Origin of the sequence: Agrobacterium sp. LAD9 (assembly GCF_003031125.1) — a bacterium.
Taxonomy (GTDB): domain Bacteria; phylum Pseudomonadota; class Alphaproteobacteria; order Rhizobiales; family Rhizobiaceae; genus Agrobacterium; species Agrobacterium radiobacter.
In genome coordinates, this window is the sequence record NZ_PHGS01000029.1 from 89,599 (window position 1) to 108,459 (window position 18,861).

At 61.2% G+C, this 18,861-nt stretch carries 20 protein-coding genes; 11 read left to right on the plus strand and 9 right to left on the minus strand.

Annotated features, from left to right (window positions below; translation table 11 throughout):
• Positions 1–67: 67 nt before the first annotated feature.
• From nadA to DA915_RS26260, 6 genes are all read left to right on the plus strand, one after another.
• Positions 68–1,039, plus strand: a complete 972-nt coding sequence (nadA, locus tag DA915_RS26235; protein ID WP_003508608.1) for a quinolinate synthase NadA — start codon at positions 68–70, stop codon at positions 1,037–1,039.
• Entirely contained in the window at positions 1,036–2,607 is a 1,572-nt protein-coding gene (locus tag DA915_RS26240) for an L-aspartate oxidase (RefSeq protein ID WP_107677751.1), read from the plus strand. The genes nadA and DA915_RS26240 overlap by 4 nt, the downstream gene beginning before the upstream one ends.
• A gap of 1 nt (position 2,608) precedes the next feature.
• Positions 2,609–3,466 (plus strand): carboxylating nicotinate-nucleotide diphosphorylase, encoded by an 858-nt coding sequence (gene nadC, locus DA915_RS26245; RefSeq protein WP_107677752.1) that lies wholly within the window; start codon positions 2,609–2,611, stop codon positions 3,464–3,466.
• A gap of 144 nt (positions 3,467–3,610) precedes the next feature.
• On the plus strand, positions 3,611–3,862 hold the full coding sequence (locus DA915_RS26250) for a GlsB/YeaQ/YmgE family stress response membrane protein (RefSeq protein ID WP_003508605.1): 252 nt from the start codon (positions 3,611–3,613) through the stop codon (positions 3,860–3,862).
• A 12-nt stretch (positions 3,863–3,874) separates the two neighbouring features.
• Positions 3,875–4,291 (plus strand): DUF3597 domain-containing protein, encoded by a 417-nt coding sequence (locus DA915_RS26255; protein WP_060723431.1) that lies wholly within the window; start codon positions 3,875–3,877, stop codon positions 4,289–4,291.
• A 22-nt stretch (positions 4,292–4,313) separates the two neighbouring features.
• A complete protein-coding gene (locus tag DA915_RS26260; RefSeq protein WP_003508603.1) occupies positions 4,314–4,502 on the plus strand; it encodes a hypothetical protein in 189 nt (62 codons plus the stop codon).
• 233 nt (positions 4,503–4,735) lie between these two features.
• Here the strand turns inward: DA915_RS26260 and cydX are convergent, their stop codons facing one another.
• From cydX to DA915_RS26295, 7 genes are all read right to left on the minus strand, one after another.
• Positions 4,736–4,858, minus strand: coding sequence for a cytochrome bd-I oxidase subunit CydX (cydX, locus tag DA915_RS26265; RefSeq protein ID WP_107677753.1), 123 nt, complete (start codon positions 4,856–4,858; stop codon positions 4,736–4,738).
• Positions 4,859–4,880: 22 nt separating this feature from the next.
• On the minus strand, positions 4,881–6,038 hold the full coding sequence (cydB, locus tag DA915_RS26270) for a cytochrome d ubiquinol oxidase subunit II (RefSeq protein ID WP_060723432.1): 1,158 nt from the start codon (positions 6,036–6,038) through the stop codon (positions 4,881–4,883).
• 6 nt (positions 6,039–6,044) lie between these two features.
• On the minus strand, positions 6,045–7,622 hold the full coding sequence (locus tag DA915_RS26275; RefSeq protein WP_003508599.1) for a cytochrome ubiquinol oxidase subunit I: 1,578 nt from the start codon (positions 7,620–7,622) through the stop codon (positions 6,045–6,047).
• Between the two features lie 67 nt (positions 7,623–7,689).
• Positions 7,690–9,381 (minus strand): thiol reductant ABC exporter subunit CydC, encoded by a 1,692-nt coding sequence (gene cydC / locus DA915_RS26280; protein WP_107677754.1) that lies wholly within the window; start codon positions 9,379–9,381, stop codon positions 7,690–7,692.
• A complete protein-coding gene (cydD, locus tag DA915_RS26285) occupies positions 9,378–11,165 on the minus strand; it encodes a thiol reductant ABC exporter subunit CydD (RefSeq protein ID WP_107677755.1) in 1,788 nt (595 codons plus the stop codon). The genes cydC and cydD overlap by 4 nt, the downstream gene beginning before the upstream one ends.
• Positions 11,166–11,182: 17 nt before the next feature.
• A complete protein-coding gene (locus DA915_RS26290) occupies positions 11,183–11,761 on the minus strand; it encodes a GbsR/MarR family transcriptional regulator (protein ID WP_003508593.1) in 579 nt (192 codons plus the stop codon).
• 380 nt (positions 11,762–12,141) lie between these two features.
• Positions 12,142–13,173, minus strand: coding sequence for an L-idonate 5-dehydrogenase (locus tag DA915_RS26295; RefSeq protein WP_003508592.1), 1,032 nt, complete (start codon positions 13,171–13,173; stop codon positions 12,142–12,144).
• A gap of 219 nt (positions 13,174–13,392) precedes the next feature.
• Between DA915_RS26295 and DA915_RS26300 the strand changes: the two genes are divergently transcribed.
• From DA915_RS26300 to DA915_RS26310, 3 genes are all read left to right on the plus strand, one after another.
• Positions 13,393–14,148: an SDR family oxidoreductase gene (locus DA915_RS26300; RefSeq protein WP_107677826.1), complete on the plus strand. Its 756-nt coding sequence runs from the start codon at positions 13,393–13,395 to the stop codon at positions 14,146–14,148.
• Between the two features lie 88 nt (positions 14,149–14,236).
• Positions 14,237–15,130: an NAD(P)-dependent oxidoreductase gene (locus DA915_RS26305; protein ID WP_035213322.1), complete on the plus strand. Its 894-nt coding sequence runs from the start codon at positions 14,237–14,239 to the stop codon at positions 15,128–15,130.
• A 149-nt stretch (positions 15,131–15,279) separates the two neighbouring features.
• Positions 15,280–16,263 carry an aldose 1-epimerase gene (locus DA915_RS26310; RefSeq protein WP_035213320.1) on the plus strand — a complete coding sequence of 328 codons (984 nt, stop codon included), beginning with the start codon at positions 15,280–15,282 and terminating at the stop codon, positions 16,261–16,263.
• 17 nt (positions 16,264–16,280) lie between these two features.
• On the opposite strand, the gene DA915_RS26315 is transcribed toward DA915_RS26310, so the two are convergent.
• Positions 16,281–16,742, minus strand: a complete 462-nt coding sequence (locus DA915_RS26315) for an Lrp/AsnC family transcriptional regulator (RefSeq protein ID WP_003508584.1) — start codon at positions 16,740–16,742, stop codon at positions 16,281–16,283.
• 167 nt (positions 16,743–16,909) lie between these two features.
• Here DA915_RS26315 and DA915_RS26320 point away from each other — a divergent pair, with 167 nt between their 5' ends.
• Positions 16,910–17,623 carry an aspartate/glutamate racemase family protein gene (locus DA915_RS26320; protein ID WP_003508582.1) on the plus strand — a complete coding sequence of 238 codons (714 nt, stop codon included), beginning with the start codon at positions 16,910–16,912 and terminating at the stop codon, positions 17,621–17,623.
• On the plus strand, positions 17,624–18,394 hold the full coding sequence (locus DA915_RS26325; RefSeq protein WP_107677756.1) for a class II glutamine amidotransferase: 771 nt from the start codon (positions 17,624–17,626) through the stop codon (positions 18,392–18,394).
• 123 nt (positions 18,395–18,517) lie between these two features.
• Here DA915_RS26325 and DA915_RS26330 read toward each other — a convergent pair whose 3' ends face one another.
• On the minus strand, positions 18,518–18,850 hold the full coding sequence (locus DA915_RS26330) for a hypothetical protein (RefSeq protein ID WP_244600790.1): 333 nt from the start codon (positions 18,848–18,850) through the stop codon (positions 18,518–18,520).
• Between the last annotated feature and the right edge of the window lie 11 nt (positions 18,851–18,861).

Here is an 18,861-nt window from a genome sequence, read left to right on the forward strand (position 1 = left end):
TATGCTCACAATGAGAATATCTCTTTGCCATAGATATACTCAAAGAGAGTATAAATGGGAGAGCACCGTGAACGAACAGATATCCGCCGCAAGCCTTTATGATCGCGTCGCCCGCGTCATTCCCAAGGCCGAATGGATGGGCTTTCAGGACGATGTGGATGCGATCCTCGAGTTGAAGCGCAAGCGAAACGCGGTCATCCTCGCCCATAATTACCAGACACCGGAAATCTTCCACGGCGTCGCCGATATCGTCGGCGACAGCCTTGCCCTTGCCCGCAAGGCGATGGAAGTGGAAGCGGATGTGATCGTTCTCGCCGGCGTGCATTTCATGGCCGAGACGGCAAAGCTGCTCAATCCGCAAAAAACCGTGCTCATTCCGGATATGGGCGCAGGCTGCTCGCTGGCGGACTCCATCACGCCCGAGGATATCGCCCTTCTGCGCAAGGCCTATCCCGGCGTTCCTGTTGTCACCTATGTGAACACGTCTGCCGCTGTGAAGGCGGCGTCCGACATCTGCTGCACGTCAGGCAATGCCCGCCAGGTGGTGGAATCGCTCGGCGTGCCGCGTGTGCTGATGCTGCCGGATGAATATCTGGCAAAGAACGTGGCGAAGGAAACCAATGTCGAACTGATCGCCTGGCGCGGCCATTGCGAGGTGCATGAACTTTTCACCGCCGATGACATCAGAGAACTCAGGGAAAGCCATCCCGGCGTCACCGTGCTGGCGCATCCGGAATGTCCGCCCGATGTCGTGGAGGCCGCGGATTTTTCCGGTTCCACCGCCGTCATGTCCGACTATGTCGGCCGTGAACGCCCCGCCCGCGTGGTGCTTCTGACGGAATGCTCGATGAGCGACAATGTCGCCGTACATCACCCGGATGTCGAATTCATCCGTCCCTGCAATCTCTGCCCGCATATGAAGCGCATCACGCTTGGCAACATCCGCACGGCCCTTGAGGAAAACCGCCACGAAGTGACGGTCGATCCGGCTATCGCCGTCGCCGCCCGCCGCGCCGTGGAAAGGATGCTGGAAGTATGAACGAACGCCTCCCGTCGCATGCGGGCTGGACGGTCATTGTCGGCAGCGGCATTGCCGGCCTGATGGCGGCGCTGACGCTTGCACCGCAGCCCGTGCTACTTATCACACGCGGCGTTCTCGGCGGCGAGACGTCCAGCGCCTGGGCGCAGGGCGGTATTGCGGCAAGCCTCGGCCCCGACGATAGTGCAGCGCTCCACCTTGCCGATACGCTCGCAGCGGGCGACGGCCTCTGCGATGCTGAAATGGCCGCAGAGATCGTTTCCGCCGCCCCCGCCGTCATCGAGGCGCTGGAGCAGGCGGGAGTGCGCTTTGACCGTGATGCCGCGGGCAGGCTCGTCTTCGGGCTGGAGGCCGCCCATGGCAGAAGGCGCATCCTGCATGCCGAAGGTGACGGTTCGGGCGCGGCCATCGTCACGGCTCTCGCCGCCAGCGTTCTTCGCACACCCTCCATCACCGTTCTGGAAGGCACGGAAGTTCGTCGCCTGCTGACGGAAAACGGCGCCATCGCCGGTCTCGCCTGCATCGGCCCAAAAGGCTGCTTCACTTTGCCGGCCACACAGGTCGTTCTCGCCACCGGCGGCCTCGGCGGGCTTTATGAGGCGACGACCAACCCATCCGGCAATTTCGGACAGGGCATCATGCTCGCCGCCCGCGCCGGCGCCATCCTCGCCGATATGGAATTCGTCCAGTTTCACCCGACGGCGCTTTCCTCGCCCAGACGGCCGCTGGCGCTGGTGAGCGAGGCCGTGCGGGGCGAAGGCGCGCTTCTACTTAATGAGAACGGCGAACGTTTCATGGCTGATGTTCCGGGTGCGGAACTTGCCTCGCGCGATATTGTCGCACGCGCCATCGACCGCGAAATGCTGCGCGGCGGCAGGGTCTTTCTCGATGCCCGCAAGGTGCTCGGCTCGGGCTTTTCCACCCGTTTCCCCTCGATCAACCTGCTCTGCCGGGAGGCAGGGATAGACCCCGCCCGCGAACTCGTGCCGGTCCGCCCGGCGGTGCATTATCATATGGGCGGCGTCGCCACCGATGGCAGAGGCCGAAGCTCGTTGCCGGGCCTTTGGGTTGCCGGCGAAACCGCCTGCACGGGGCTGCATGGCGCAAACAGGCTCGCCAGCAATTCCCTGCTAGAAGCGGCCGCCATGGGCATGCGCGCAGCGGAAGACATTGCCGGCAGGCCGACATATGCAGGACAACAGCCAGCTGATATCGCAACCCTCCCCGTGCCTGACTTCCCGGCAGTCGACCTCTCTCCCGTCCGGCCCATCGTTTCCCGCCATCTCGGTATCGTGCGACATGCGGAAGGACTGACGGGCGCGATCCGTGATCTTCTGCCATTGACTGAGCGGAACGGCCCGGCATCCGATCCCGCCCTTGTTGCGCTTGCCATCGCCGTCTTCGCGGCGCAACGCACGGAATCGCGCGGTGCGCATTTCCGCGACGATTTTCCTGAAAAGGACGCAGCGGCGACAAGGCGCAAGCTGAGCCTTAGCGACGTGATTACCATCGCCCACGAATTTTCCTCTTCCAGCCATTCTTCGGCCAGCCTTGCGCGGAGCGCCTGACATGATCCTTTCTCCCCTGCCACGCCTCATCATCGAACCGCTCGTGCGCAACGCCCTCCTGGAAGACCTCGGGCTGGCGGGCGATATCACCTCCGCCGCCGTCATTCCCGCCGATCATCGCTCGGTCGTCGTCATGGCTGCGCGCGAACCGGGCGTTATTGCCGGTCTCGATGCGGCGGACCTTGCTTTCCAGCTGGTAGACCCGGCCATCGTGATGAAACGGCATGTGCAGGATGGGGCAAGCGTGGCCCCCGGCGATATCATCGCGACGATCGAAGGCCCCTCGCGCGGCCTTCTGACGGCGGAGCGCACGGCGCTGAATTTCCTTGGCCACCTGTCGGGCATCGCCTCCGTCACCGCAAAAATCGTTGCCGCCATTGCCGGCAGCAAAGCCTCGGTCGCCTGCACCCGCAAGACGACGCCGGGGCTGAGAGCACTGGAAAAATATGCCGTGCGCGCCGGCGGCGGCATGAACCATCGTTTTGCGCTCTATGACGCTGTTCTCATCAAGGACAACCATATCGCCGTGGCCGGCAGCGTGCGCGACGCCATCCGCCGCGCCCGGCAGGGCGTGGGGCATCTCGTCAAGATCGAGGTGGAAGTCGATACGCTTGCGCAGCTGCGTGACGTCATGGACGAGGGCGTCGATGCGGTTCTCCTCGACAATATGGCCCCCGAACAGCTGCGCGAGGCCGTAGGGATCGTCGCCGGTCGCGCCATTACCGAAGCGTCCGGCCGCATCAATCCGCAAACGGCCGCGGCCATCGCCGCAACCGGCATCGACCTCATTTCCGTCGGCTGGCTGACCCATAGCGCACCGGTTCTCGATATCGGGTTGGATTTTGAGAGCCAGGGTTGAGTTTGCGATAGCGTGCACGCCGCACGGAACAAAAGTTCTGCGTCATCGTTAGTATCCCGCCTGGGGTCAATTCAAGGCGGGGGGACGTGCGCAAAAAATGCGGGTCCAGTGCCTTCTGACCTCTTTAGAAAGGAAAGGCCTGTTATGGAAGACGCACAAGTTGGCTGGATTGCAGCAATCATCATCGGTGGCGTAGCCGGATGGCTCGCGGAACAGTTCATGAAAAGCAATATGGGTGTTTTCATGAACATTATTCTCGGCATTATCGGCGCCATCGTCGCCAATTTCCTTCTGGGGCTCGTGGGCATTTCGCTCGGAGGCTGGATTGGTTATCTCATCGCCGGTTTCATCGGCGCCTGCATTCTCATCGCCATCGGGCGGGCATTTCGCCGCTAAGGGGAGGACACCATGAGCTTTTTCGACAAGATCAAGAACGCTATTTTCGGCAAGGCCGAGGCCGCGCCGCAGACTTCGGCTCCGGCCGGAACACCGTCGACCACCGCCAGCCCGACTGCAGCAAGCCCGGCCGCGCCCGCCCCGACAGCGGCGGCTCCGGCACCCGCCGGCAATGTCGACGTCGCTTCGATTCTGGATGCGGCTGTAAAGAAGAACGGCCAGAAGCTCGACTGGAAACGCTCCATCGTCGATCTTCTCAAGGCTCTCGACCTCGACAGCAGCCTGACGGCCAGAAAGGAACTCGCCGGCGAGCTCGGTTATACCGGCGACACCTCGGATTCGGCGACCATGAACATCTGGCTGCACAAGGCCGTCATCAAGAAACTGTCCGAGAACGGCGGCAAGGTTCCGGCCGACCTTCTGGATTGAACCGATAAACGGGAGAGCCGCGATGGACGACTATTCCAGCCTTCGAGAGCAGATCGGCCAGGACCTCGACACCCTGCACAGGACCGAGCATCCGAAGTCGATCTTCGAGATCGCCGACGACTATCTTCTGGGAAATCCAAATCTCAACAGAGTCATCGTCGAAGACATCATCAAGGAAGAAGCGGACAAGCGCGGCATCGCGATCCACTGAAGCCGCGCATCGCAGGCACGGCGGTTGTAGCAAAAGGGCGGCATCCTAACCGGATGCCGCCCTTGTATATTTGGCAGAGTTGCATCATCCGCATTCCGTCACCCCGGACCAGATCCGGGGTCCAGCGCGATCAAGTCCTTGATCGCAAAAAGACTCTTCTCACGGCGCAGACGCGCCGTGGCTGGATGCCGGATCTAGTCCGGCATGACGGAGGAGAGGTTTTCGCCAAAGCTTTATTTATCCAGCTTCGCTTCGACCTTTTTCGCGTTTTCTTCCATCAGCTCATACCACATCGCGTTCATGACGGCGAAGATGGCGGCGAGAGGCAGGCCGAGCAGCCAGGCGAAATACCACATGTTCGATCTCCTTCTTTCTTGATCAATAAGCGTGACCGCTGTCGTCGCGGATCGCCTTTTCGTCCACCTTGCCCCACAGCACGCGATAGACCCATGATGTATAGGCGACGATGATCGGGATGAAGATGAGGGCGACGACCAGCATGATGAACAGCGTCATATGGCTGGACGATGCATCCCATACCGTCAGGCTCGATTTCGGATCAACCGAGGACGGCAGGATGAAGGGAAACATCGCTAGCCCTACCGTTGAGATGATGCCGAAAATGGCGAGCGAGCTGGAAAGCAGCGCCAGCACCTCCTTGCGGGCCCTGAACAAGATGAAGGCCACGAGCGGGAAGACAAGACCGAGCGCCGGCGCCAGCATCATCCATGGATGCGCCGCATAATTGGAAAACCAGACACCGCTTGCGACCTCGACCGTCTTCGACAGCGGATTGGACGGACCATCGGTCACGATGTCAGAGGTGAAGCGATATCCATCGATACCGAGCCACAGAAAGACGCCGCCGAGCGCAAACAGAACTGACGTGGCAAGGGCCGCGATGCTGCCAAAAGCGCGGGCGCGGGCCGCCACCGGACCATCCGTCTTCAGCACCAGCCATGCCGCACCATGCATGATGAGCATGGCGACGGATACGAGGCCGCAGAGGATGGCGTAGGGGTTCAGAAGTTCGAACAGCGTCGTGCCGTCGTAGAAAATCCTGAGGTCGTCATTCAGGTGGAAGGGAACGCCCTGCAGCACATTGCCGATCGCCACGCCGAAGATCAGCGCGGGAACGAAGCCGCCGATAAAGAGCGCCCAGTCCCAGCCGGTGCGCCATGCGGTGCTTTCACGCTTGGAGCGATATTTGAAACCGACCGGCCGCAGGATCAGCGCAAACAGGGTGGCGAACATCGCCAGGTAAAAACCTGAAAACGACACCGCATAAAGCGGCGGCCAGGCGGCGAAGATGGCGCCGCCGCCAAGGATGAGCCAGACCTGATTGCCTTCCCAGACCGGGCCGATGGAATTGATGACGACACGCCGCTCGATATCCGTTTTCGCAACGAAGGGCAGCAGCGCGCCGGTGCCGAGATCGAAGCCACCGGTAACGGCAAAACCGATCAGCACCACGCCGAGCAGCAGCCACCAGATGACGCGGAGGATTTCGTAGTCGATGAGTTGGTGCAATATCATGATCGTTTACTCCGCAGCGACGAGTTTTTCAGGAACGAGCGGCGCTTCCGGCTCATGGTCCGGATCAGGCCCCTTGCGGATCGCCTTCAGCATCAGCCCCATCTCGATGATGAACAGCACCGTGTAGATGGCGATGAAACACAGGAGCGTGATGAGTACCGTGGAGGCGCTGAGGCTGGAGACGGCCGCCGCTGTTGGCAACACGCCCTCGATGATCCATGGCTGGCGGCCGAATTCGGCCACGACCCAGCCCATCTCCGCCGCGATCCACGGCAGCGGAATGGCGAAGACCGCCACTTTCAGCAGCAACGGATAGTGATCCAGCCGGCGGCGGGCCGAAAGATAAAAGAACGTCGCCGTCAGAAGGATGAAGAACATGCCAAGGCCGACCATGATGCGGAACGCCCAGAACAGCGTCGGCACATGCGGAATGGTATCCGCCGCAGCTTTCGCAATCTGCTCTTCGCTCGCCTGGCGCGGATCATCGACATATCGTTTCAGCAGCAGGGCATAACCAAGCTCGTGGCCGAGTTCCGCAAAGGTGCCGCGCACCTCTTCGGGCAGTTGCGCGCCTTTACCGGTGGCGCGTATCTGCATCAGCGCGTCATAGGCCTTGATGCCGTCGCGGATGCGGGTCTTGGCCTGCTCCACCAGATCGTTGATGCCCGGAATTTGCGTATCGAGCGAGCGGGTGCCGATAAGACCCATCACCCACGGGATCTTCACCGCGAAATGCGTCTCGCGCGCTTCCTGATCGGGAAAACCGATGACCGTGAAGGGTGCCGGGGCCGGCTCGGTTTCCCACATGGCCTCGATGGAGGCGAGCTTCATCTTCTGGTGTTCGGTCGAGAGATAACCGCTTTCGTCACCCAGCACGACGACCGACAGCGCCGATGCGAGACCGAAGGAAGCGGCAACCGTCATCGAGCGCTTGGCGAGATCGACATGGCGGCCTTTCAGCACATACCAGGCCGAAACGCCGAGCACGAAGATGGAGGCCGTCACGTAACCGGCGGAAACCGTGTGAACGAACTTCGCCTGCGCCACCGGGTTGAACAGGACCTCGAAGAAGTCAGTCACTTCCATGCGCATGGTCTGGGGATTGAAGGCGGAGCCCGTGGGGTTCTGCATCCAGCCATTGGCGATCAATATCCATAGCGCCGAAAAATTCGAGCCGAGCGCCACGCACCATGTCGCGACGAGATGGCCGAGTTTTGATAATTTATCCCAGCCGAAAAAGAACAGCCCGACGAAGGTGGCTTCCAGGAAGAAGGCCATCATGCCCTCGATCGCCAGCGGCGCACCGAAAATATCGCCGACATAGTGGCTGTAGTAGCTCCAGTTCATGCCGAACTGGAATTCCATGACGATGCCGGTGGAAACGCCAAGCACGAAGTTGATGCCGAACAACGTGCCCCAGAATTTCGTCATCTGCCGCCAGATCGTGCGGCCGGTCATGACATAGACCGTTTCCATGATGGCGATCACCACCGACAGTCCGATCGTCAGGGGAACGAACAGAAAGTGATACAAAGCCGTCACCGCAAATTGCAGGCGCGACAGCGCCACTATGTCGAGTTCCATAGTCTTACCCACCTTTTCCGGAAGGCCGGCCTTCCATTTCAAAGACGACGCCGGCTCTCAAAAAATCTCAGTCCGGGCGCAGTGTCTTCAGCACTACGCCGTATTCCGGGGTGCCGCTTTGACATTCATCAAATTGACGCCCCTCTTTCAGCACGATGATGCGCTCGGCAAATTCCGCCTCGCGGCGATTATGGGTGATCATCACGACAGTCTTTCCCTGCACCCTCGCAAACAGCCGGGTGAGGACGTCGCGGGCAGTCTCGCCGTCGAGCCCCTCCGTCACCTCGTCGAGAAGCCAGAGCGGCCGGTCGGCGAGCAGGAAACGGGCGAGCGCCAGCCGGCGCGACTGGCCGCCGGAAAGCCCCTGGCCCGCCTCGCCAAGCCTTGTCTCCAGCCCGGCGGCCAGGGATTTGACGTGTTCGGCAAGGCCTGCCGCCGTCAGCGCATCCCACAATTCATCCGCGGTTGCGGTGGGTTTCGCCAGCCGTAGATTGTCGGCGACGCTGTCGCGAAAAAGCTGGCTGCGTTGCGTCATGAGAGTGGACGGCAGCGCGCTGACCGTGCCCGCAGCCGGCCGCAATTCACCCGCCAGAAGCTGGATGAGGCTCGTCTTGCCCGCGCCGCTCGGGCCGACGATCGCAACCCTCTCCCCGGCAGCGATTGCGAGATTGATATTCGTCAGGACAGGATTGTCGTTCCCCTCCCGCTCCAGACGCACATCTTCGAGTTTTGCCGCCATCCCGCTGACCGGCAAGACGGGACAGCGACCCTCAACCGTTGCCGAGAGACGCGGCGCGATGCGCCGTGCGGAGAATAGCGTACGCCCAAGTTCCATCGCCCCACGACGCAGCGCCGTGAAAGGCTCCAGCGCAGCAAAACAGACGAGCAGCCCGAGCGCCGCAGCAGGCGCGCTCACCGCCCCCTGTTCCGCAAGCCAGGCCATGCCGAGAAGGGCTGCGCTCAAAAGAACGGCCGCTGCAACTCCGAAGGAAAAACCGGCATTGGTCTCTATACGGTTCAGGTTATCGTCGCAGGCAGAGAGGTAATCATCCGCCCGTTTCACCGCCGCGACCTGCGCGGAAAGGCGGCCGGTGGTCAAGAGCTCCGTCTGTCCGCTCACGAGGTCGGCCGTGCGGGCCCGAAGCGCTTCAAGCCCGATTGCCCGGCGGCGCGAGAATGTTTCCGCCCACAGGGCGGAGCGCGCCGAAATTCCAAGCCCCGCCACGATCAGGAAAGCTGCCGCCAGAATGCCGGCCATCGGATGGAGAAAAGCAAGCCCGAAGCCTGTTGCGATCGCTGCGAGGATCGCCACGGCAGCGGGAACCAGCACGCGCAGATAAAGCGAATCCAGCGCGTCTATATCCGCTGTCAGCCGGTTCAGCAGGCGGGCAGGCCTTGCCTCCAGGGATTTCGCGGCCTGCGGCGCGGCAAAACCGCGAAACAGCTTTTCCCGAAGGGCTGCAAGCACGGAAAGCGTGGCTTCATGGGTGGTCATGCGCTCGCCATAGCGGGCGGCGGTGCGCGCCAGCGCCAGAAGACGAATGGCGGCCGAAGGGGCAAAGACATCGAAGGCATAGGCCGTTGCGGGCAGAAGACCGGCAATCGCCGTTGCGGTGATAAACCAACCGGAAACGCCGAGAAGGCCAATGCCCCCCAGCACCGTCGTTACCGCCAGAACCGCGCCCGCCAGCAGCATGCCGCGCCGCGCCGACCAGAACAGGGCGATAACGGGTCTCAATATCGCAAAACGCGCGATCATGGCTGCCCCCTCGAATGGATCGCCGTCATATCCACGATCCTGTCCATGCGCGCCGCAAGCACCGGATCATGGGTCGCGACGATCAATGTCCTGCCATTTGCCAGTTGCAGCAGGTTATCCGTGACGAGAGCAGCCGTTTCCCGGTCGAGATGGGCTGTCGGCTCATCGGCCAGAACAAGCTGCGTTGCGGGGTCTGCGAAAGCACGCGCAATGGCAAGCCGCACCGCCTCCCCGCCCGAGATTCCATATCCGCCATCGCCGATCTGCAGATGCCGGCGCGCATGCGTCAGTTCATCGAGCCCGGTGCGGCGCAGCGTCTCTTCCACCATGCCATCACTGACACCGGAACGACCGAAACGAATATTCGCCTTCAGCGAACCGGCAAAAAAGAACGGCTTCTGGCTGACCCAGCCGATCGTCCTGCGCAGCCCATCGGCCGTCGCATTATCGAGCTTTACGCCGCCGATCCTGATCGAGCCCTCTCCAGCCTCGGCCAACCCGGCAATCAAGGAGAGTACAGTGGATTTGCCACAACCGGAAGGCCCGAGAATCGCAACTCGCTCACCCTGCTGAACCGTCAGGTTGAGATTTTGGATGACAGACGGGGCGTTCGGATAAGCAAAGGAAAGATTGTCGATCTCCAAGAGGCCGGGCGTCGGGGATGGGACAGACGCCACATCCGCGCCCTCGCCCGCGATGGCCGCACCACCAGCCGTCAGTTTGCCGAGCGCATCAAGCGCCGCTTCGCCGGCCGCGCGGTCGTGCCAGACGGCGGAGAGTTCCCGCAGCGGCTCGAAAAAGGCCGGTGCCAGAAGCAGGATGAAGAGACCTTCGGCTAGCGTCAGCTTGTGGCCCCAGGCGCCGAAATCCAGAAAACTGAGCAGATGAAAACCGATATAGACGGCGGTCATGGCAACGCCGAGCGCTGCGAAAAGCTCCAGCACCGCCGAGGAGAGAAAGGCGATCTTGAGGACGGCCATTGTCCGCTTCTTGAGGTTTTGCGCATCGGCGTTGAGACGCTCCGCCGTCAGATCGACGGCTTCGAGCGTGCGGATCGTTTCCAGCCCGCGCAGGCGATCAAGCAGGAAGGCATTCATATTACCCGTCTCGGCAAGCTGCTTTTCACTGGCGGCCTTCGCCTGCCAGCCGATGAGCGCCATGAAAAGCGGGATGGTTGGCATGGCGAGCAGCAGCACCAGCGCCGCGATCCAGGTAAATGGCAGGATCGCCAGCACGAAAACCAGGGGAATGATGGTGGCCTTCATCCGCGCCGGCTGGAAACGGGAAAGATAGGGCACCAGCGCTTCCGCCGCCTCGGCCACGACGCCCGCCGCCTCACCCGAGGCGGTGCGTGACAGATCGAGCGGGGAAATCTTCGCCACAGCCTGCAGCGCTTCCAGCCGCCGCTGCGACAGCACCGCGCGGGCGGCACGAAACGACAGCCGCGCCGCCATCTTTTCGAGCCACGCCTTGACGAGGCCGAGGATGAGAACCGCAGCGGCGGCCGGCACGATCGCCATCATCGGCGCGCCATCGGCAATTCTTCCGACAGAAAAGGCAAGCAAACCCGCCTGCGGCAGCCACAGTAAAGCCGCCAGCACATGCAGCAGGGCAACGGATCTCCCCACCACCGGCGCGCGTGTCATTTTCGCCCGCCCATCGGCTCTGTCGCGAGAGGTTCTGCGGTTGGCGTTACGCCGACCCATCGCATCGGGCGAGACTGCAGCCGGCGCGGGACAGACTGCGCCGTCACCGTCGGCCCCCTGGCGGATTTCCACTGACATGCTCACGGCCGCTCTCCTCACCCGTCCTTCTTCGCGCCACGGGGTCTGGCAAGGGAGACGATCTTGTCCTTGGCCTCCAGCAGCTTCGTGACCTTCGAACCGAGCGCGAGAAGCGACGCCAGCCTTTCCGTCTCCAGCCGCTTCACATCGTCATACCAGCCGGTGAGCTGCTCGATCAGCGTCTTCATCTCGTCGATGCGCTTTTGCGCATGCCGCTCATCTTCGTTTTCCGGCGTCTCCATCAGAATTTCACGCAGCACGCTGAGCGTCGGATCGATCTCGCGCTTCTTGCGCTCCTCGGCAAGGGTGCGGAGAATCTGCCAGACATCGTCAGGCGTCGTGAAAAAATCGCGCCGGTCGCCGGGAAAATGCTTGAGAATTGCAAGGTTCCACGCCTGCAGCTCCTTCAGGCTCATTGACACGTTGGAACGGGAAATGCCAAGCGCCTCCACAATATCGTCCGCACACAACGGCTGCGGCGAAATGTAAAGCAAAGCATAGACTTGGCCGACAGTGCGGTTGATGCCCCAGCGGCTACCCATCTCACCGAAATGCAGCACGAAGGACTGAACGAGCGGGGAGAGATTGGTTGGCATTTCTTTGTTTCCTGAATTTTCAGTAATTTCTGAAATTTCGATAACGCAAAAAAAGACAGGCGGCAAATCACCTTTTTGACCTGCGTCAAAATGTGCAAATGGGCAGAGACGACATCGGTGAAGATGTTCGTGGGCGCGCCCGGGGCAAAATATGCGGCAGTCGTGTTGGGGCTTTATGACAGACTGGGCGTTTGCTCGGGTTCGTCACCCTCTCTCCGTCATTCCGGCCTTGAGCTGGAATAACGCACTCCAAAGCAGCCGATGATATCGATAACATAGCTGCAGGCCGCCGCGGGCAAAAATCCACCCATAAAAAATCGGCGGCGGAAAGATCCGCCGCCGATCGAAACGTCCGCACATTCCCCGTGCGGCAAAAGCGCTTACGAAAAAGCGATCTGCACCTTCATGGCGCGACTGCGGTCGGAGGCGAATTCGAAGGCCGAGATAGCGTCGTCGAGATCGACGGTCTGGGTGATGAACGGCTTGACGTCAATCAGGCCCTTGCGCATCAATTCCACACCAGTGGCGAATTCCTCATGGAAGCGGAAAGAACCGCGCAAATCCAGTTCCTTGGCGGTGATCGCCATCATCGGCAGGTTCATATCGCCGCCAAGACCGAGCTGGACGATGATGCCGCGCGGACGAAGCGCCGTAATACCACCGGCAAGCGCCACGGCGGCACCCGAGCATTCATAGAGAACATCGAAAGTTCCCTTGTTTGCCCCATAGGCGGCAAGCGCGTCGGGCTCATCCTTGCTGTTGATGACACGGTCCGCACCCGCCTCACGCGCCTTGGCGAGCGTGAAATCGGAAAGATCGGTGGCGACGATTTCAGCCGCGCCGGCACGGCGCGCGGCCAGAATGGAGAGGATTCCGATCGGGCCACAACCCGTGACAAGCACACGTTTTCCCAGCAAATCACCGGCGCGGCGGGTGGCATGCAGCGTCACCGCGAGCGGCTCGGCCATGGCGGCCTCGCCGGCGCTCAGGCCATCGGCCGGCACGCATTGCAGGGCGTCCGCCACCAGAACCTCACGGAACGCACCCTGAATATGCGGAAAAGGCATGGCGCTGCCATAAAAGCGCATGTTGAGGCACTGGTTGTGCAGGCCTTCCTGGCAGAAGCGGCAGGTTCTGCAGGGACGGGACGGCGAAACGGCGACCAGACCGCCGACCTTCAACCCTTCGACGCCCTCGCCCAGTTCTTCGATGACGGCCGAGACCTCATGGCCCAGCACCATCGGCTCACGAAGCCGCACCGCGCCGAAGCCTCCGTGATTGTAATAATGCAGATCGCTGCCGCAAATTCCGCCCCGGACCAGACGAAGCCGCACCTCTCCCGCTCCCGGCGCTTCCTCGGGCCGTTCCTCGATGCGCACATCCTTGGCCCCATGGGCAACAATCGCTCTCATAAATATCTCCCGTTCGACATCGCGCCTGAGCAGCACGACAAATAATCCGCATCCCTATCACCGCCGCCTGCCGTGCATTTGCACGCCGTGCAGCCTCCCCGCCCGCCCGATCCGTACCGAAACCGGGCGTTTAAGCCTTGACATCCACGTCTGAAAGGGATGAATGTTATCGATAACATAAACCGGTATGAATGCAATGTCGAGAGACTGGAGGAAACAGTGGGCCTTAATTTGTTCGATCTTTCCGGCCGCCGCGCCCTGATCACGGGTTCGTCCCAGGGCATCGGCTTCGCGCTGGCGCAGGGGCTGGCGGAAGCCGGAGCGGAAGTGGTGCTGAACGGGCGCGATGAAGCGAAGCTGAAGGCCGCCGCCGCTGGCATCAAGGGTGCGAAAACACTTGCCTTCGACGCCACCGATCATGGCGCGGTGCGCGAGGCCATCGACCGTTTCGAAGCGGAGGTCGGCCCCATCGATATTCTGGTCAACAATGCCGGCATGCAGCACCGCACCCCGCTCGAGGATTTTCCGGCGGATGCCTTCGAGCGCCTGCTGCAGACCAACATCGCCTCGGTGTTCCACGCCGGACAGGCTGCCGCGCGCCACATGATCAGCCGTGGCCGTGGCAAGATCATCAACATCGCCAGCGTTCAGACCGCCCTTGCCCGCCCCGGCATCGCGCCCTACACCGCCACCAAGGGCGCCGTCGGCAATCTGACGAAAGGCATGGCGACGGACTGGGCCAAATACGGCCTGCAATGCAACGCCATTGCGCCCGGCTATTTCGATACGCCGCTCAATGCGGCTCTGGTTGCCGATCCCACCTTTTCGGCATGGCTTGAAAAGCGCACGCCGGCCGGTCGCTGGGGCAAGGTCGAAGAGCTTGTCGGCGCCTGCATCTTCCTGTCGTCCGATGCCTCGTCCTTCGTGAACGGACATATTCTCTACGTCGACGGCGGCATCACCGCTTCGCTTTAAAGACGCTAAAACCGGATGGCCGGCTGCTGCCGCCACCCGGTTTTGAACCGATGACACCACGACACTTTGGGAGGAGGCCGTGAACACCATGACCGAGAAGAACAAAGTCGCGCTGATCGGCGCCGGCGCCATGGGCGGCGCGATCGGCACACGGCTCATCGAGACCGGCAATCAGCTGACGGTTTTCGATCTGGATGCGGAAAAGGTGGCGGCGCTGACGAGCCTCGGCGCGCAGAGCGCCGGCACGGCGGCGGAAGCGGCTTCGGTTTCCGACGTGGTCATCCTCAGCCTCAATTCGCCGAAAATCGTTCGCATCGCCGTCTTCGGCAAGGATGGCGTGGCGGCGGGGGCGAAGCCCGGCACGCTCATTATCGACATGTCCTCCATCGATCCGGAGGCGACCAAGGAACTGGCGGCCGATGCTGCGGAAAAGGGCCTGCGCTGGGTGGACAGCCCGCTTTCGGGCGGTGCGCCCAAGGCGCTTGTCGGCCAGTTGACGCTGATGGCCGGCGGCAGCGAAAAGGATGTCGCCGATGCGCATCGCGTGCTGCGGCATGTGGCCAGCAACTATACCCACATGGGACCCTGCGGCGCGGGACAGACGACGAAACTCATCAATCAGGTTCTCTGCGGGCTGAATTTCCTTGCGGTGGCGGAAGCAACACAGCTTGCGCTGGATGCCGGCGTCAATGCCGCCAAAATCCCGCAGGCGCTGAAGGGCGGCCGCGCCGATAGCGCCATCCTGCAGGAATATATGCCGCGTTACGTGGCAAAGGATTACCGCCGCACCGGCCGTATCGACAATATGGTGAAAGACCTCAACGGCGCGCAGGATCTCGCCCGGCGCACCAACACGGCCATGCCGCTGACGGCACTTTGCGCCGAAGTGCACCGCATGCTGACGGCGGCAGGGCTGGGCGGAGAGGATCAGGCCGCACTGATGGAGTTTTTCAGCGGCGCGAAACGCACCTTTCCGGACTGATTGCCCGATGGGCATGAAATGGCAGGAGCCTGTTGATACAGCCCCCACGAGCCATTGCGAAATTGTCCTTCAGCGAAGATGATCGGGCGAATCGGCACGGCAGTTGCCCCGATCATCGCAGATGCATCCATGCAAAGGACAATTTCCCGATGACTACTTCCACGACAGGCACGGGGATTGCCGGTCTGACCGTTTCCGGAAACGGTTTCATTGCCGAAATCGCTTTTGAGGGCGCGACGCTTCTGAGCTGGCGGCCGATCTCTGCCGATGGCGGAGAAGGCGAAGATCTTGTCGACGGATATTCGACGCCTGCCGAACTGCAATCGCAAAACGGCGTGAGAAACGGCATTCTCGCACCCTTCACCAATCGCATTCCGGATGGCCAATTCAGTTTTGGCGGGCAGGCGCACCGCATTGAACCGGTGCTTGCCCATGAAACTCTCGTCTTCCACGGATTTGCCAGAGCCCTGCCCTTCGCCCTCGCGCAATCTCTTGAGGAAAACGGCGCTCGCATCCTCATCTTCCGCACTGAAATATCGCCTGCGGATTTCAAGGGTTATCCCTACCGTCTCGCCATCGAGGTGGAATATCGCTTCGCCGGCCATGAGGTCACCATCGACATACGCGGCATCAATCGCGACGACCGGCCCCTGCCTTTCGCCGCCGGCTGGCATCCCTATTTCCGCCTGCCCGGCACGACGTCTATCGACGACCTTCTTCTCACGCTGCCCTCGCGAACGGCGATCGAAACAGACAACGATCTGATCCCACTTCGGGACGCACAGGGCGGGATAGTCAAACGGGACGACACCCGCTTTCTCTATGCGCCGCTGGCCGGCCATGTGCTTGATGTCTGCTTCACCGATCTGGTCGCATCCGAAAACGGGCTTTACGAGACGAGGCTCGAAAACCGGCACGATGGTTCGAGCCTGACGGTATGGCAGGAGCGTGGGCACATGCATGTCTTCACCGGCGATACGCTCGCCCGCGACAGGCGGCACTCCATCGCGCTTGAACCCGTGGAAACACCAACCAACGCCTTCAACCACCAGGAACTCGCGGATGCGATTACCCTGCAACCCGGCGAGACTAGAGGCTTCCGCTTTGGCGTCCGTTTCAAGGCGGCGCGCTGATAAGGCTCGATAAGCCCTCAGATATGCGTCGTCGGCAGCGAAGACGACAGCTTAACCGTCTCCATGGAGATATAGGCGGACATGTCGTAAAGCTGCACGCGGCGCAGGATCTGTTTATAGACCGTGTCGTAATATTCGACATTCGGCAGCACCAGCTTCAGAATATAGTCGAAATTGCCGGTCAGCCGGTGAACCTCGACGATCTCAGGTATGGTGCTGACGGCGGCATGGAACCGGTCCAGCCAGTCCTCCGCATGCAGGCCCGTTCTCACCAGCAGAAAAACCGTGGTCGGCAGGTTGATCTTCCGTCGGTCCAGCAGCGCCATCGTGCCCGTCACATAACCTTCCGTTCGCAGCCGCGTGATGCGGCGCGAACAGGCCGATAGCGACAGGGAAACCTCCTCTGCGATATCCGCGAGTGGGGTCTCGGCATTCTCCTGGAGAATCGCAAGGATTCGGCGGTCACGGTCGTCAATCATCCGTTAAGAATGCACCGGTTAACGCAACGGCGCAAGAAATTTGCGATATTATCTAATATGGCGCGTTACATTTGCATACTTGCCGCGCAATCCTCTAAAAAACGCATGCCGTTTTCGTTTCGGTGATGGCATTCTTGTCTTCAATCAAACTTGATAAGGGAACTCTTATGAAACGGATCGGCCTGATCGGCGGCATGAGCTGGGAATCTACCGCAACCTATTACCGCATGATCAATGAGGCCGTGCGCGACAGCCGCGGCGGCCTGGTCTCGGCCGATATCGTCATGCATTCGCTCGATTTTTCCGAGGTCGTCGCCCTCCAGAAGGCCGATCGCTGGGATGAGGCAGGCGCCCTTCTGGGCGCTGCCGGTGCGCGCCTTGCCAATGCGGGCGCCGATTGCGTGCTGATCTGCACCAACACCATGCATCTTGTCGCTGACACCGTAGCGAAAATGTCCGGCGTGGCGCTGATCGACATCATCGATGAAACCGCAGCAGCCCTGAAGGCGGATGGACGCCGCAAGCCGCTTCTGCTCGCCACCCGCTACACGATGGAGCACGGCTTCTACACCGACCGCATGCGCCGCCACGGCGTCGACGTGGTCGTGCCCGATGCGGAAGACCGGGCTGCGATCCACGACATCATCTTCGGCGAACTCTGCCAGGGCGAGATCAAGTCCTGCTCGCGTGAACGCTATCTCGCGGTCATCGACAAGGCTCGCGCACTCGGCGTCGATTCCGTCATTCTCGGCTGCACCGAAATTTCGCTGCTGATCGACCCCGACGCCCTGCCGCTGCCCGGTTACGATTCGACCGCCATTCACGCGAAGGCCGCCGTCGGCTTCGCGCTCGGAAACAAGGCTTTCGACAGAGCCGCATGAATGTGCCGCCTCTTTGCCTATTCCGGTAAACCCGTCTGGCTCGACAGCCTGCTGATCGAGCCGGAAGCATCACTGGTCAGCCAGTCCATGGCCGCAAGGGAAGCGAAAACCGTCGTCAATGGCGATGGTTGCGGCCTTGGCTGGTATGGTGACCGAGGAACGCCCGGCGTCTTTCGTGATACCAGGCCCGCCTGGTCAGATGCCAACCTCGCGGCACTCTGCCACCAGCTTCGCTCGGGCATGTTCATGGCCCATGTCCGCTCCGCCACCTCAGGCGAAGTATCCCGCGCCAATTGCCACCCCTTTGCCCATGGCCAATATCTCTTCATGCATAACGGCCAGATCGGCGGCTACGAGCAGATCAGGCGCGACATCGACTCCCTTATCCCCGATGATATCTATGCATCCCGACGCGGCACCGGCGACAGCGAAGCAATATTCCTCATCGCCGCCGGCCTTGGCCTTGATGCCGATCCCGTGCGCGCAATTTCCACCGCCCTTCGTCTCTGTCAGGAAAAGATGGTCGCGGCGGGCGTTTCCTCTGCCCTGCGCTTCAGCGCCGTGCTGATGGACGGCGATTGCGTGCACGCCTTCCGCTGGTCGAGCGATGACAAGCCGCCGACGCTCTACTGGCGCGGTCTGGAAGAAGGCATCGCGTTGAGTTCGGAGCCCTTTTCCTTCGATTGCACTCCCTGGTGCGCCGTTCCGCCGAATACCCGCGTGACGATCCGCGCCGGGGAAATGACGACAGAGCCTTTTTTTCTGCCGTAAACATCGTCTTCGACGACGGTGTTGCCCCGTTTTCACACCGCCGCCACGCGAGACAAACATGGCTGTGGCGGCGACCCATTTATTTTCATTGAATTTTTGCGGCCGCGAAGGCTAGTGTGTGATTTAGAGCATCGGACCGAAACATATGCGCGGTTTTCGGTCTGGTGTGTAAAGATAATAGAGCGAAACAGATTTCAGGACCGGTGAACCATTTAAAAGTGTTGCAGCCTCTCTCCCTTTTTTGAACGATGCCCGGCATCGCGACCACCACGCAAACCTCTTCAGGAACGGCGGATAAAGGGCCGGCAATGCCTTCGGCGATCCTTGGGACGCGGAAGAAAAATTCTTATTTTTCATAAACCTAAGCCGTTCAACTTTCCGCAAAAAATGCTGTTGCCACACCTCCATATCGATGCATAAACTGGCATCAGCAAAGGCAACACGGATCAACCTCATCAGACCCTCTC

Excerpts from the sequence above, each read along its gene's own strand:
- DA915_RS26260 (WP_003508603.1), top strand. The coding sequence starts at position 4,314 with ATGGACGACTATTCCAGCCTTCGAGAGCAGATCGGCCAGGACCTCGAC.
- cydB (WP_060723432.1), bottom strand. The coding sequence starts at position 6,038 with ATGATATTGCACCAACTCATCGACTACGAAATCCTCCGCGTCATCTGG.
- DA915_RS26310 (WP_035213320.1), top strand. The coding sequence starts at position 15,280 with ATGACTACTTCCACGACAGGCACGGGGATTGCCGGTCTGACCGTTTCC.
- DA915_RS26250 (WP_003508605.1), top strand. The coding sequence starts at position 3,611 with ATGGAAGACGCACAAGTTGGCTGGATTGCAGCAATCATCATCGGTGGC.
- DA915_RS26240 (WP_107677751.1), top strand. The coding sequence starts at position 1,036 with ATGAACGAACGCCTCCCGTCGCATGCGGGCTGGACGGTCATTGTCGGC.
- DA915_RS26325 (WP_107677756.1), top strand. The coding sequence starts at position 17,624 with ATGTGCCGCCTCTTTGCCTATTCCGGTAAACCCGTCTGGCTCGACAGC.
- DA915_RS26255 (WP_060723431.1), top strand. The coding sequence starts at position 3,875 with ATGAGCTTTTTCGACAAGATCAAGAACGCTATTTTCGGCAAGGCCGAG.
- DA915_RS26305 (WP_035213322.1), top strand. The coding sequence starts at position 14,237 with ATGACCGAGAAGAACAAAGTCGCGCTGATCGGCGCCGGCGCCATGGGC.
- cydC (WP_107677754.1), bottom strand. The coding sequence starts at position 9,381 with ATGATCGCGCGTTTTGCGATATTGAGACCCGTTATCGCCCTGTTCTGG.
- DA915_RS26315 (WP_003508584.1), bottom strand. The coding sequence starts at position 16,742 with ATGATTGACGACCGTGACCGCCGAATCCTTGCGATTCTCCAGGAGAAT.
- cydD (WP_107677755.1), bottom strand. The coding sequence starts at position 11,165 with ATGTCAGTGGAAATCCGCCAGGGGGCCGACGGTGACGGCGCAGTCTGT.
- DA915_RS26275 (WP_003508599.1), bottom strand. The coding sequence starts at position 7,622 with ATGGAACTCGACATAGTGGCGCTGTCGCGCCTGCAATTTGCGGTGACG.
- DA915_RS26295 (WP_003508592.1), bottom strand. The coding sequence starts at position 13,173 with ATGAGAGCGATTGTTGCCCATGGGGCCAAGGATGTGCGCATCGAGGAA.
- DA915_RS26320 (WP_003508582.1), top strand. The coding sequence starts at position 16,910 with ATGAAACGGATCGGCCTGATCGGCGGCATGAGCTGGGAATCTACCGCA.
- DA915_RS26290 (WP_003508593.1), bottom strand. The coding sequence starts at position 11,761 with ATGCCAACCAATCTCTCCCCGCTCGTTCAGTCCTTCGTGCTGCATTTC.
- nadC (WP_107677752.1), top strand. The coding sequence starts at position 2,609 with ATGATCCTTTCTCCCCTGCCACGCCTCATCATCGAACCGCTCGTGCGC.
- cydX (WP_107677753.1), bottom strand. The coding sequence starts at position 4,858 with ATGTGGTATTTCGCCTGGCTGCTCGGCCTGCCTCTCGCCGCCATCTTC.
- DA915_RS26330 (WP_244600790.1), bottom strand. The coding sequence starts at position 18,850 with ATGAGGTTGATCCGTGTTGCCTTTGCTGATGCCAGTTTATGCATCGAT.